Source organism: Tsukamurella paurometabola DSM 20162 (genome assembly GCF_000092225.1).
GTDB classification, from domain to species: domain Bacteria; phylum Actinomycetota; class Actinomycetes; order Mycobacteriales; family Mycobacteriaceae; genus Tsukamurella; species Tsukamurella paurometabola.
This window is the reverse complement of sequence record NC_014158.1, coordinates 2,247,165-2,259,373: the sequence shown is the minus strand read 5'-3', so window position 1 is coordinate 2,259,373 and position 12,209 is coordinate 2,247,165. Positions and strand designations below refer to the sequence as shown.

Below are 12,209 nucleotides of genomic sequence, written 5' to 3'. Positions count from 1 at the left end.
GTCACGAACATACCCCGCGTACGGACTCAGACGTCGGAGCCCCGTCCTGCCCGGATGCCGTCGAAGTGGAAACGCAGATGACGGCGCCAGCGGGCGTCGTCACCGGGGGTGGCGCGGATGACCGAGGCGACCGCCACCATGAGAGCCGCAAGGTCGAGATGGTCGAAGTCCTTGCGGACCACTCCCGCATCGTGCGCTCGGTCGAGGACGCCGCGCACGGCGCTACCGGACCGACCGCATTCGGCCATCAGATCCACGTCGCCGATCGGCCCTCGTGACATCGCCTCGTTCGCGGCGCGGTCATGAGCCTGGCCTGCGAACATCGCCTCGAAGAAGCCGGAGAATCCGGTCCACGGGTCGGCTGCATCCGCGCTCGCGCGCGCGAGCCGCTCCAATTCCGCGAGTCGCTCCGGGAGAAGTTCGTCCAGGAGCGCGCCACGGTCCGGAAAGTTGTTGTAGAGCGTGCCGATGCTGACGCCCGCCTCTCTGGCGATCCGGTCCAGGGGCACGTCGATGCCGTGTTCGGCGAACAGCCGCATCGCCGCGTCGAGCAGCTTCTGCCGGTTCCTGACCGCATCCGCACGGGGTGACATGGTCCGAGCATAGCGATATTGAGGGTCATCTCAACTTCTGGTATCAAGTTGAGTATGACCTCAACTACGGCGACCCCCGTCCTGTTCGTCCTCGGTGTCGGTCCCGGCCTCGGTATGTCCGTGGCCCGTGCCTTCGCGCATCGGGGTTACCGGATCGCCCTGGGGTCGCGCTCGACGGACCGCCACCGCGGTTACCTGGGCGAGTTACGCGAGCTCGGCGTCGATGCGGCCGCATTCGAGGTGGATGTCCTCCGCAGCGGATCGATCGCAGCGGCAGTGAGCGCCGTGCGTGAGCGGTTCGGTCGCATCGACGTGGCGTACTACGGTGCTGCGGCGCCCGTGGCGATGGGCCCGATCGCGGAACTGGACCCACAGGGCGCTGCCGAGGCGATGGGCACAGTGACGCCGGCTGTAGAGTTCGCCCAGGCGGTGCTCCCCGAGCTGCGGGCGCACTCCGGCGGACTCGTCTTCGTCGGAGGGCTCAGTGCCGTGCTGCCGATGCCCGACGCCGGCGGTTTGTCCCTGGTCGCGGCCGCGTACCGCTCGTACGCGCGCAACCTGCACGCCGCCCTGGCCTCCGAGGGGGTCTACGTGGGCATTCTGACGGTGGGAGGCATGATCGCGGGCGGCGACATCGCCAACGCGATGGCGGCGAGCACCCCCGCTGAGGAGCTCGCTCCGATCACCCTGCAGCCGGACGATCTGGCCGAGACGGTGTGGCGCCTGGTCGCCGACCGGGCGCACCACGAGGCCGTGGTCGACGCGATGAGCTGACGATCAGTCGTCGCCGTCTAGTTCGGGGTGGCGACGGAAGTTGATGACGGCCGCCACCAGACCGCCCCACACCACGACGATCGAGACCGCCAACATCGCGATGGCGCTGGCATTCATGCGTTCACCTCCTCGCGAGCCCCGTGATCGCCGGGATCTCCGGGGGTGAATCCGTCCGCGTTCCGATCCGGCACCAACGACATGCCGATGCCGAAGAACAGGGCCAGACCCGCGACGCCCCAGCCCGCGGCCAACAGGAACGACGTGCTGTAGCCACCGTAGTTCTCCGAGAATTCCTTGATCAGGCTGTCCACACTCATCCACACCAGCATGATCGGGGCCACCACCCCGAGGAGTACCTGCCAGAGGGTTCCTACCCGGACGCTGGAGATCGCATCCACGTGCCGCTGCAGTACGGGGAGCTTCCTGAGGACCACGGCGGCGACCAGGATCGCGACCAGAGCGGCGAGGACGATGCCGTACGAATTGATGAAGTGGTCGACGGTGTCCAGGATGTACAGGCCGTTTTCCGTGGGGTAGAAGGCGATGGAGACCATGGCGGTCAGTCCGCCCACGGCCAGCACGGCGGGGACGCGTCCGAGGCCGGTGCGGTCCTCGATGGCGGAGACGATCACCTCGACGATGCTCATCAATGACGTGATGCCGGCGATCAGCAGTGATCCGAAGAAGAGCACACCGAACAGCGCTGAACCGCCGCTGAGTTCCGAGATGACCTGAGGGAAGGCGATGAACGCCAGTCCCGTGCCGCCCTGCACCACCTCGCCGACCGGCACCTGCGCCTGCAGGGCCATGAAGCCCAGAGTCGCGAACACGCCTATGCCGGCGAGGATCTCGAAGGCGCTGTTGGCGAACCCCGCCACCAGTGCCGAACCGGTCAGATCGGCCTTGCGCTTGAGATACGACGAGTAGGTCACCATGATGCCGAATCCGACGGACAAGGAGAAGAAGATCTGTCCGTAGGCCGCCTGCCACACACTGCCATCGGTGATCGCCGACCAGTCGGGAGTGAACAGGGCGTTGAGGCCGTCGCCGGCGCCCGGCAGGAACAGGGCTCGCACCACGAGGATCGAGAAGAGGACCACCAGCAGCGGGATGAAGATCTTGTTGGCCTTCTCGATGCCACGCTTGACACCGAGCGCGAGGACGAGCAGCGTGGCGATCCAGACGCCGATGAGCGGGACGAGAACGCCCGGCACGAAGGCTCCGAGCAGTGCGGGGGCGTCCGCGGTGTGCAGGAAGTCGTTCTGGAAGAAGGCCGCCGGATCATCACCCCACGCCTTCGAGGTGGAGAAGCCGATGTAGCGCACCGACCATGCGAGGATCACCGCGTAGTACGTGGCGATGAAGAAGCAGATGCCCACCTGCCACCAGCCGATGAACGCGGCGGGTCTCCCCAGGCGCCGCATGGACCGTGGCGCAGAGGCCCGGTGCCGGTGGCCGACCGCGTACTCGAAGATCAGTAGCGGGATTCCCGCGGACAACAGCGCAATCAGATAGGGCACCATGAACGCGCCGCCGCCGTTGTCGTACGCCTCCTTCGGGAACCGCCAGATATTGCCCAGGCCCACGGCCGAGCCGATGGCGGCGAGCAGGAAACCTGCACGCGTGCCCCACTGTTCGCGTGGACGGTCTTCCACCTCTGCCGTCACACCGGCCCCTCCTCAAGATCAGTTCGGCGACATCGTTCCCCCGACCGTATCGAGAATCGGCCCAGAATCGGAAGATTCACGCAAATCGGTGCGTCGTCTCCGGTCCACGAGGTACGCGATCGCCGCCAGCGGCGCCAAAGTCGCACTGGGAAGGACGAATCCGGCAACCACCGCACACTGCGGACTGAACTCCGCCAACGTGGCCGCGAACACCAGAGTGAAACCCCGCGTGGGCCACCGACGTCGGCCAGATGCTTCTGGATCCGTACCACAAAGCACTCCAGACGATTTCAACTAGCACCGACATCATGATCCGCAGTGGGATCAACAACAGAAGGTCGCGCAACGGCGGTTGGAAGCCGCAATAGCCGACCGAGGCCAGCGTCCAGTGCCAGGCCACCCCAGACCGCCCCGTTGCCCGCGGAGGCGGTAGTGGGACGGTCGCGCAGGAATGAGATGTCGGCGAGCGCACCCTGTAAGTACGCGGTCCAACCGAACTCCTCGCCGAAGTAGGCCGGAGCCAACACCACCATCACGAGCGGTCCGAACGCGACGGCCTGGAGGTGGGCCGGAACGCCGTCAGGTACCACCGCCCCTTCGCCTTCACGTGCGGGCTCTACCCCAGCAGTTCGGCGACCCTGTCGTCGGTGAGCCGTTTGAAGGCGCGTCGCGGGCGGGTGCGGTCGAGGATCGCCACTTCCAACTCACCGGCGGCGAAGGTCTTCGCCTCAGCCGGTGTCGACGAGGATGACGAGCCGTTCGACGGTGCGGGCGCACCGAGCGCCTTCGCCGCCAACGACAGCGCCGCGCCCAGCTCCAGATCGTTCTCGTAGCCCTCGGTGAGCACCGGGCTGATCGCCTCGGTCTGGCCACCCATCACGATGAAGGCCTTCTCGTCGCCGATCGACCCGTCATAGCCCACGCGGTACAGCCGCGCTGAGCCGGGCCCTGAGGTCTCCGGTCCCGCAACCTCGGCCACGCACAGCTCCACTTCGAACGGCTTGGCCTGCTCGGTGAAACCCGTGCCGAGCGTCGACGCGTAGGCGTTCGCGAGCGACCACCCGGTCACATCGCGTCGCGAGTACTGATAACCGCGAGTATCGGCGAACTGGATGCCGGCGCGGCGCAGCGACTCGAATTCGTTGTACTTGCCCACAGCGGCGAACCCGATGCGGTCGTAGATCTCACTGACCTTGTTGAGCGAGCTCGGATTGTCGGCCACGAACAGCACGCCGTCGGCGTACTTCAGAACCACGACGCTGCGCCCGCGGGCGATGCCCTTGCGCGCGAGCTCCGAGCGATCGCGCATGATCTGTTCGGCGGATGCGTAGTACGGGAAGGTCATCGCGCACCTCCCCCGCCGTTCGCCTCGGATCGCCGGGCGATCACGCGCTCGGTGGCCGCGGACACGGACGCCTCGGCCACCTCGACCGCGCCGTCGGAAGTGATCGCGATGGCGGTCGGGTACAGGTTGCGCAGTACATCCGGTCCGCCGGTCGCGGTGTCGTCATCGGCCGCATCGAACAGAGCCTCAGCCGCGACATCGAGCGCGCCGTCGGCATCGAGTCCGTGCCGGAAACGCTTCTTGATCGAGGACTTCGCCCAGGCCGAACCCGATCCGATCGAGTGGTAGTCCACCTCGTCGTGCCAGTCACCCGTCACGTCGTAGGACACGATCCGACCGCGGGCATCGGCGTCGTCGAATCCGACCAGCAGCGGGACCGCGACTAGGCCCTGCAGCGCGGCACCGAAGTTGCTGCGCACCATGCCGCCGAGGCGATTGGCCTTGCCGTCGAACGTGAGCGGGACGCCCTCGATCTTCTCGTAGTGCTCCAGCTCCACCGTGAACAGCTTCACGATCTGCTTGGCGATGCCCGCCGTGCCGGCGATGCCGACGGCGGTCAGATCGTCGGTGACGAAGGTCTTGGTGATGTCGCGCTGCGCGATCAGGTGGCCCATCGTGGCGCGGCGGTCGCCCGCGATCAGCACGCCACCGTCGAACTTGATCGCGACGATCGTCGTGCCGTGCGGGACGTCCGGCGCACCGTCGAACCCGGCGACCCGGCCGGGCAGCGCCTCGGGCGCCACCGCAGCGAGGTGCTCGACGAACGACGAGCCGCCGTGCAGAACCTGCATCGAATCGCCGCGCCGCGGCGGGGTCACTCGCCGCCCTTCTGCACGTAGGCGCGCACGAAGTCCTCGGCGTTCTCCTCGAGCACGTCGTCGATCTCGTCGAGCAGATCGTCGGTCTCGTCGGTCAGCTTCTCCATGCGCTCCTGGCCGGCACCCGAGGGTGCACCTGTGGCGTCGTCCTCGTCGCCGCCGCCACCACGCTTGACCTGCTCCTGCGCCATCTCGCTGCCTCCTTAGCGACCATCCGGACTGCTCGGCCCGATGATCCAACCCTACCGTCAGCCCCCGCAACCGCGCCGATACACGCCGCCGATCGGTACGCTGAACCGGTGGATCCGTACGTGCCTGTGGGAGTGCCGGAACCGGTGCTGGTGAGTATCGGCGATATCCACTGCACTCGCAGTGAGGTGATCACTCCTGCCGGGCGTTTCCCGATCGATAGCGTGCAGTGGGCGGTGTCCGACCAGACCATGACCACCCGCGTCACACCTACCTGGGCAGTGATCGTGGCGATCGTCGTGGCGCTGGGGACGTGTCTCCTCGGTCTGTTCTTCCTCCTGGTGAAAGAGGATCAGACGCAGGGTTTCGTGCAGGTCACAGCCTTGGGGCCGGACGGGAGCTCGTACACCACGGCGATTGCGGTGCAGTCCTACGCCGCGGTCCAGGACACGTTCAACCGCGTCAACTACGCCCGCGGCCTCAGCGCCGGCTACTGATCAGGTGTGGGGCGCAGCCGGATCACCGGGATCGGTCGTGAGGTCTTGCGCTGGTACGCGGCGTAACGACCGCCGTTGTTGGAATCGGCAAGATCCCAGAGTCGCTGATAGTCGCCGTCACCGGGAAGCAGTGCCGTGACCTCGGCCGGGAACGACTCCGTACCCACCTGAACGTCGACGGTGCCCGCTTTGATGATGTTGTGGTACCCCGCGGGATTGCGCGGCGCGCCACCCATCGACGCGACCACGATGTAGTCGTCGCCGTCCTTGACGTAGGTCAGCACGGTGGTACGAGGTTCCCCCGACTTCGCGCCGACGGTGCGGATGATCAGGCTCGGAACACCGAACAGCAGCTTGTGCCCGATCCGGCCGCCCGAGCGTACGTACAGCTCGCCGTGCGCCTCCAGCACCTTCGGAAAGGCCTTGGCGTAGGCCTTCGACAGTTCCCGTCCGATGTCCATGATCAGCCCTTCAGAGAATCGACGAGTTCGCGGGCGGTGGCGGCACCGTCGAGCAGCGCCCCGACGTGTTCCTTGGTACCGCGCAGCGGTTCCAACGTGGGAATACGGACCAGCGAATCCGCGCCGATATCGAAGATCACCGAATCCCAGCTGGCCGCGGCGACGTCGGTGCCGAAGCGGCGCATGCACTCGCCGCGGAAGTAGGCCCGGGTCGACTCGGGCGGCGTGAACACCGCGTCCGCCACCTGTTGCTCGGTGACGAGACGCTTCATCGAACCACGGGCCACGAGCCGGTTGTACAGCCCCTTGTCGAGCCGCACATCGGAGTACTGCAGGTCGACCAGTGCCAGCTTCGATGCCGCCCAGCCCAGGCCCTCGCGCTGCCGGATCCCTTCGAGCAGGCGCAGTTTCGCCGGCCAGTCGAGCTCGTCAGCGAGCCGCATCGGGTCGTCGGCGAGGGTATCGAGCACCCGCACCCACGTGGCGTGCACATCGAGGGCGCGCGCATCGTCGGATCCGTCCAGGAACTTCCCGACCCGGTCGGCGTACTCGCGCTGCACGTCGAGCGCCGTCATCTGCCGACCGTCGGCGAGTTCCAGCGTCGCCGCCAGGGACAGGTCCCGAGAGACCTGGTGCACCGCCGACACCGGCGTCGCGAGCGCGAGATCCGAGAGATCCACACCGGCTTCGATCAGGTCCAGCACCAGTGACGAGGTTCCCACCTTGAGGTACGTCGAGGTCTCCGCGAGATTCGCATCCCCGATGATCACGTGCAGCCGGCGATACTTGTCCGGATCGGCATGCGGCTCATCACGAGTGTTGATGATGCCGCGTTTGAGGGTGGTTTCCAGCCCCACCTCGACCTCGATGTAGTCGGCTCGTTGGGAGAGCTGGAAGCCCGGCTCGTCGCCGAGCGCGCCGATCCCGACACGGCCACTGCCGCAGAAGATCTGCCGCGTCACGAAGAACGGCGTCAATCCCGTGACGATCGCCGGGAACGGGGTATCGCGGCGCATCAGGTAGTTCTCGTGGGTGCCGTACGAGGCGCCCTTGCCGTCGATGTTGTTCTTGTACAACTGCAAAGCCGCCGCGCCGGGCACCGTCGACGCGTACCGCGCGGCGGCCTCCATCACCCGCTCCCCCGCCTTGTCCCAGATCACCGCGTCCAACGGATCGGTGACCTCGGGGGCCGAGTACTCCGGATGCGCGTGGTCCACATAGAGCCGCGCGCCGTTGGTGAGGATCATGTTCGCGGCGCCGATCTCATCGGCATCGATGATCGGCGCCGGTCCGGCATTGCGGCCCAGGTCGAAACCGCGGGCATCGCGCAGCGGCGACTCGAGGTCGTAGTCCCACCGGGTCCGCTTGGCCCGCGGGACGGCGGCGGCCGCTGCATACGCGAGCACCGCCTGGGTCGAGGTGAGGATGGGGTTCGCCCCGGGATCCTTCGGAGCGGAGATGCCGTACTCGACCTCGGTACCGATGATGCGTTGCATACGGTCCAGCCTATCGGGACGAGGTCAGGACGACTTCCGCGAGATCCGGAACCAGGTCGCCGCCCAGAACGCGGCGGCCATCACGACGAGCGCACCGATCGCCAGAGCCCAGTTCGCCGGAGAGGGATCCCACAGCGGATCAACGGACGTCGGCTTGAGCAGCGCTGGATTCGTCGGATCGGGGATCGAACTCACCTTCTGCAGATCGATCGTCGACGCGCTCGCTGCGAAACCCCACCGCGATGGGAACAGCCAGGAGATCTGCTCCAGCCCGGCGCGACCGTGCAGCCCGAACAGACCGCCGCTCATCACCAACTGCACCATGATCACCACGACGAGCATCGGCATCACTTGCTCGCTCGACTTGGCAAGAGCGGAGATCAGGAGGCCGACCAGAGTGGACACGCAGGCGAGCACCGCGATGTCGACGATCAATTCGATCGAGGCGTTCTTGAGCACCGCGCCCTGTGTGGACGGACGCTCGACGCCGAACAGCACGATGCCCATCATGATCGCTGCCTGGATCGTGGCAGCGAGGAAGTAGACCACGGTCTTCGCCGACAGATACGCCGCGGGCCGCAATCCGACGGCACGTTCGCGCTGGTAGATCGGCCGTTCCCCCACCAGATCGCGCGAGGTCAGTGCGGCTCCCATGAAGCAGGCGCCCACCACCAGCAGCACCAGGATCATGGCGGGTCCGCCCGTGGTCTCGCCCGGTCCCATTCCGGCGAGACCGCGTTCGGCGGGCACCAGCAGGGTGATGCCACCGAGTGCGATCGGCATGAGGAGCAGGAACACGAGATAGCCACGGTCGGCCAGGATCAGCCGCACCTGCCGGCGCGCGACCACCGAGAGCTGTTTGCGCGTCGAGGTCTTCGGTGCCTTCGTCGGGGTCGGCGGCGCCCCGGTGGGCGCGGGCGGCGGTGGCGCGGGGTGCGCCGACCGGTACCGCTGCCAGGCCACATCGGGCTGCTTCGCGACGAAGTCGAAGATCTCGGCCCAATCGGATGTGCCCATCGCCGCCTGGACGCCCTTCGGCGAACCGCAGTAGGCCGTCTTGCCGCCGGGGGCGAGCAGCAGCACCTGGTCGCACATGTCGATGTGGGTCAGCGAGTGAGTCACCACGATCACCACGCGGCCGGCATCGGCGAGACGCCGCAACGTCTGCATCACCTGCCGGTCCAGAGCCGGGTCGAGTCCCGAGGTGGGCTCGTCGAGGATCAGCAGCGATGGGCCGGTGAGCAGTTCCATCGCTACCGAGGCCCGCTTGCGCTGGCCGCCGGAGAGTCGGTCGACCCGGGTCTTCTTGTGCTCGGTGAGCTGTAGTTCGGCGAGCACGCCGTCGATCACCTGTTCACGGTCCGCCTTCGACATATCGGGCGGCAGTCGCAATTCCGCCGCGTAACCGAGCGCCTGCTGCAGGGTGAGTTGCCGGTGCAGCACATCGTCCTGCGGCACCATCCCGATGCGCGAGCGCATGGCGTCGTAATCGCGGTGCACATCACGACCCTCGAATTCGACACGGCCGGCGGTCGGCGTCACTGCGCCCGAGACGACACGCGAGACCGTCGACTTGCCGGCACCCGAGGGCCCGATCACCGCCGTCAGCGTGCCCGGCGCGGCGCGGAAGTCGACCCCGTTGAGCAGGGTCTTGTTGCCCTCGACAGTGAGCGTGATGCCCTGCACTGCAAGGCCTGCGCCGGCGAACTCCTGCGGTCGCGGCCGGGTGAGCCGGCCGTTGTCGACCACGAGGTCGGAGTTGCCGACCGTCACCAGGTCGCCGTTGCGCAACAGGGTGGGGGCGGTGATCCGGCGGCCGTTGACCTGGGTGCCGTTGGCCGAGTGCAGATCCTCGACGACGAGGCCCTGTGGTCCCGTGAGCAGCCGCGCGTGACGACGGGAGACCAGCATGTCGGGAATCACGAGGTCGTTGTCCGGGGTGCGGCCGATGGTGACCTGGCCACCGGCGGCCTGCGGTGCCGAGACCGGTGCCACCTGGAACAGACCGGTGTTGCCGGCCATGGCTCGCAGGTGCGGCGCGAGTTCGCCCGGTGCTGCGACGGGAGCGGAGGTCGGGCGCGCGATCGGTGCGGACGCAGCGGCGGGCCGACCGGGATTCGACGGTGGCTGTTGCTGCCGTGGCGGGAGGGGCTTCGGTGCCGACGGTACGCGCTGCGCCGCGCTGCCCGAGGGCGGTGCGGTGTGCGGTCCCGCCGGGGTGCGCGGCTGCGCGGGTGGTGCCGACGGCACCGAACCACCGGACGGATTCGGGAGCATCCCGGGGGCGGCGACGGAAACCGCGGCACCCGTCCGCGGATCCCCGAACATCAGCGTCTGCGTCCCGTTGAGCGCGACCGTCGGGCGCCGGACCCCAGCGACGAAAACCCCGTTCGTACTGCGATCGGTCAGCACCCACCCGGTGGGGGTCGCGGACGCGACGGCGTGCGTGCGCGACACCAGCGGATGGTTGATCGTCACATCCGATTCCAGGGTGCGCCCGAAGGTGACCGTCTTGCCCGGCGCGAAGGTGAGGGTCTGGCCGTCGACGGTGACGGTCAGCACGCCCGTATCAGTACTCATCACGCATCACTATAAAGACGCCCGACTTGTCCGGCGCTTACGTGACGCTTGTTGTGCTTACAAGTACTGGCCGGTGCTGCTCTCGGTGTCGATCGCTCGCGATGCACTGGCGTTCTTTCCCGTCACCAGGGTGCGGATGTAGACGATCCGCTCGCCCTTCTTACCGGAGATCCGCGCCCAATCGTCCGGGTTGGTGGTGTTCGGGAGATCTTCGTTCTCCGCGAACTCGTCGACGATCGACTCCAGTAGATGGGTGATCCGGAGGCCGGGCTGGCCGGTGTCGAGGAAGGCCTTGATGGCGTGCTTCTTCGACCGGTCCACGACGTTCTGAATCATCGCGCCGGAATTGAAATCCTTGAAGTACATGACCTCCTTGTCGCCGTTGGCGTAGGTCACCTCCAGGAATCGGTTGTCGTCGGTCTCGGCGTACATCCGCTCGACGACCCGCTCGATCATCGCCTTGACACAGGCTTCGCGATCGCCGCCGAACTCGGCGAGATCCTCCTCGTGGATCGGCAGTTCGGGCGTGAGGTACTTGGAGAAGATGTCGATCGCACCCTCCGCGTCGGGACGTTCGATCTTGATCTTCACATCGAGCCGGCCGGGCCGCAGGATGGCCGGGTCGATCATGTCCTCGCGGTTCGACGCGCCGATCACGATCACGTTCTCCAGGCCCTCGACACCGTCGATCTCCGACAGCAGCTGCGGGACCACGGTGGTCTCCACGTCGGAGCTGACACCCGAACCGCGGGTACGGAAGATCGAGTCCATCTCGTCGAAGAAGACGATCACGGGTGTGCCCTCAGAGGCCTTCTCGCGGGCGCGCTGGAAGATCAGCCGGATGTGCCTCTCGGTCTCGCCCACGAACTTGTTGAGCAGCTCCGGACCCTTGATGTTGAGGAAGTAGGACTTCACCTCGCGGGAGTCCTCGCCTCGGACCTCGGCGATCTTCTTGGCGAGCGAGTTCGCGACCGCCTTGGCGATCAGCGTCTTGCCATTGCCGGGCGGACCGTACAGAAGCACACCCTTGGGCGGCCGCAGTGCGTAATCGCGGAACAAGTCCTTGTGCAGGAAGGGAAGTTCCACGGCGTCACGGATCAGTTCGATCTGCCGGCCCAGGCCTCCGATGTCGGAGTAGTCGACGTCGGGCACCTCCTCCAGGACCAGGTCCTCGACCTCGGCCTTGGGGATCCGCTCGAAGGCGTATCCCGCCTTGGTGTCCACCAGCAATGAATCGCCAACGCGGAGTTTGCGATTGGGGACTCCGAACTCGTCTTCACCGGTCTGCTCGCCGGCCTGCGCCGCGAGTGGGGCGGCCAGCCGGACCACGCGCTCCTCGTCGGCGTGGCCGACCACGAGGGCGCGGGCACCGTCGTCCAGGATCTCGCGCAGGGTGCAGATCTCCCCGACAGCCTCGAAGTCGGTCGCCTCGACCACGGTGAGCGCCTCGTTCAGGCGGAGCGTCTGTCCCACCTCGAACGCGGATACGTCCAGATTGGGCGAACAGGTCAGTCGCATTTTGCGGCCAGAGGTGAAGACATCGACCGTGTCGTCCTCGAAGGTTCCCAGGAGGACGCCGTACCCCGACGGAGGCTGACCGAGTCGCTCCACCTCCTCGCGGAGCGTGAGCAATTGGGTCCGGGCGTCACGCAGCGTGTCGAGCAGCTTCTCATTCCGGGTGGTGAGTGCGTCCACGCGTTCGCGCAGGGCCGCCTCGGAACCGGCGGACGGGGAGGACGACGCCGGGGTCGTCGGACGAGTCGAATCGGATTCGGTCACGAATGCTCCC

At 67.0% G+C, this 12,209-nt stretch carries 12 protein-coding genes; 2 read left to right on the top strand and 10 right to left on the bottom strand.

What is annotated here, in order from left to right:
• Nucleotides 1-26 precede the first annotated feature (26 nt).
• Nucleotides 27-593 carry a TetR/AcrR family transcriptional regulator gene (locus TPAU_RS10840; protein ID WP_013126797.1) on the bottom strand — a complete coding sequence of 189 codons (567 nt, stop codon included), beginning with the start codon at nt 591-593 and terminating at the stop codon, nt 27-29.
• Between the two features lie 54 nt (nt 594-647).
• Here TPAU_RS10840 and TPAU_RS10835 point away from each other — a divergent pair, with 54 nt between their 5' ends.
• The gene (locus TPAU_RS10835) at nt 648-1,367 is read left to right on the top strand and encodes an SDR family oxidoreductase (RefSeq protein WP_013126796.1); all 720 of its coding nucleotides are present in this window, start codon (nt 648-650) and stop codon (nt 1,365-1,367) included.
• A gap of 3 nt (nt 1,368-1,370) precedes the next feature.
• Here the strand turns inward: TPAU_RS10835 and TPAU_RS22380 are convergent, their stop codons facing one another.
• The 5 genes from TPAU_RS22380 to TPAU_RS10810 form a co-directional block, all read right to left on the bottom strand.
• The gene (locus tag TPAU_RS22380; protein WP_013126795.1) at nt 1,371-1,484 is read right to left on the bottom strand and encodes a methionine/alanine import family NSS transporter small subunit; all 114 of its coding nucleotides are present in this window, start codon (nt 1,482-1,484) and stop codon (nt 1,371-1,373) included.
• On the bottom strand, nt 1,481-3,034 hold the full coding sequence (locus tag TPAU_RS10830; protein WP_013126794.1) for a sodium-dependent transporter: 1,554 nt from the start codon (nt 3,032-3,034) through the stop codon (nt 1,481-1,483). Before TPAU_RS10830 ends, TPAU_RS22380 begins: the two co-directional genes overlap by 4 nt.
• A 616-nt stretch (nt 3,035-3,650) precedes the next feature.
• Nucleotides 3,651-4,379 carry a proteasome subunit alpha gene (prcA, locus tag TPAU_RS10820; protein ID WP_013126793.1) on the bottom strand — a complete coding sequence of 243 codons (729 nt, stop codon included), beginning with the start codon at nt 4,377-4,379 and terminating at the stop codon, nt 3,651-3,653.
• Nucleotides 4,376-5,170 carry a proteasome subunit beta gene (prcB, locus tag TPAU_RS10815; protein ID WP_041944959.1) on the bottom strand — a complete coding sequence of 265 codons (795 nt, stop codon included), beginning with the start codon at nt 5,168-5,170 and terminating at the stop codon, nt 4,376-4,378. The genes prcA and prcB overlap by 4 nt, the downstream gene beginning before the upstream one ends.
• 23 nt (nt 5,171-5,193) lie before the next feature.
• On the bottom strand, nt 5,194-5,388 hold the full coding sequence (locus tag TPAU_RS10810) for a ubiquitin-like protein Pup (protein ID WP_013126791.1): 195 nt from the start codon (nt 5,386-5,388) through the stop codon (nt 5,194-5,196).
• A 108-nt stretch (nt 5,389-5,496) separates the two neighbouring features.
• On the opposite strand from TPAU_RS10810, the gene TPAU_RS10805 reads away from it, so the two are divergent.
• Complete coding sequence (locus TPAU_RS10805) at nt 5,497-5,883, top strand: hypothetical protein (RefSeq protein ID WP_041944384.1); 387 nt, start codon at nt 5,497-5,499, stop codon at nt 5,881-5,883.
• On the opposite strand, the gene TPAU_RS10800 is transcribed toward TPAU_RS10805, so the two are convergent.
• Genes TPAU_RS10800 through arc form a run of 4 tightly spaced genes read right to left on the bottom strand, consistent with a single transcriptional unit; the run spans nt 5,877 to nt 12,199 of the window.
• Nucleotides 5,877-6,344 carry a nitroreductase family deazaflavin-dependent oxidoreductase gene (locus TPAU_RS10800; protein WP_013126789.1) on the bottom strand — a complete coding sequence of 156 codons (468 nt, stop codon included), beginning with the start codon at nt 6,342-6,344 and terminating at the stop codon, nt 5,877-5,879. The genes TPAU_RS10805 and TPAU_RS10800 overlap by 7 nt on opposite strands.
• A gap of 2 nt (nt 6,345-6,346) precedes the next feature.
• On the bottom strand, nt 6,347-7,840 hold the full coding sequence (dop, locus tag TPAU_RS10795) for a depupylase/deamidase Dop (protein WP_013126788.1): 1,494 nt from the start codon (nt 7,838-7,840) through the stop codon (nt 6,347-6,349).
• Nucleotides 7,841-7,864: 24 nt separating this feature from the next.
• On the bottom strand, nt 7,865-10,420 hold the full coding sequence (locus TPAU_RS10790) for an ATP-binding cassette domain-containing protein (RefSeq protein ID WP_013126787.1): 2,556 nt from the start codon (nt 10,418-10,420) through the stop codon (nt 7,865-7,867).
• Between the two features lie 57 nt (nt 10,421-10,477).
• Entirely contained in the window at nt 10,478-12,199 is a 1,722-nt protein-coding gene (gene arc / locus TPAU_RS10785; RefSeq protein WP_013126786.1) for a proteasome ATPase, read from the bottom strand.
• Nucleotides 12,200-12,209 lie beyond the last annotated feature (10 nt).

Coding starts and splice junctions, on each gene's coding strand:
- TPAU_RS10835 (WP_013126796.1), top strand. CDS start 648: ATGACCTCAACTACGGCGACCCCCGTCCTGTTCGTCCTCGGTGTCGGT.
- TPAU_RS10790 (WP_013126787.1), bottom strand. CDS start 10,420: ATGAGTACTGATACGGGCGTGCTGACCGTCACCGTCGACGGCCAGACC.
- TPAU_RS10810 (WP_013126791.1), bottom strand. CDS start 5,388: ATGGCGCAGGAGCAGGTCAAGCGTGGTGGCGGCGGCGACGAGGACGAC.
- prcA (WP_013126793.1), bottom strand. CDS start 4,379: ATGACCTTCCCGTACTACGCATCCGCCGAACAGATCATGCGCGATCGC.
- TPAU_RS10800 (WP_013126789.1), bottom strand. CDS start 6,344: ATGGACATCGGACGGGAACTGTCGAAGGCCTACGCCAAGGCCTTTCCG.
- TPAU_RS10840 (WP_013126797.1), bottom strand. CDS start 593: ATGTCACCCCGTGCGGATGCGGTCAGGAACCGGCAGAAGCTGCTCGAC.
- dop (WP_013126788.1), bottom strand. CDS start 7,840: ATGCAACGCATCATCGGTACCGAGGTCGAGTACGGCATCTCCGCTCCG.
- prcB (WP_041944959.1), bottom strand. CDS start 5,170: ATGCAGGTTCTGCACGGCGGCTCGTCGTTCGTCGAGCACCTCGCTGCG.
- TPAU_RS22380 (WP_013126795.1), bottom strand. CDS start 1,484: ATGAATGCCAGCGCCATCGCGATGTTGGCGGTCTCGATCGTCGTGGTG.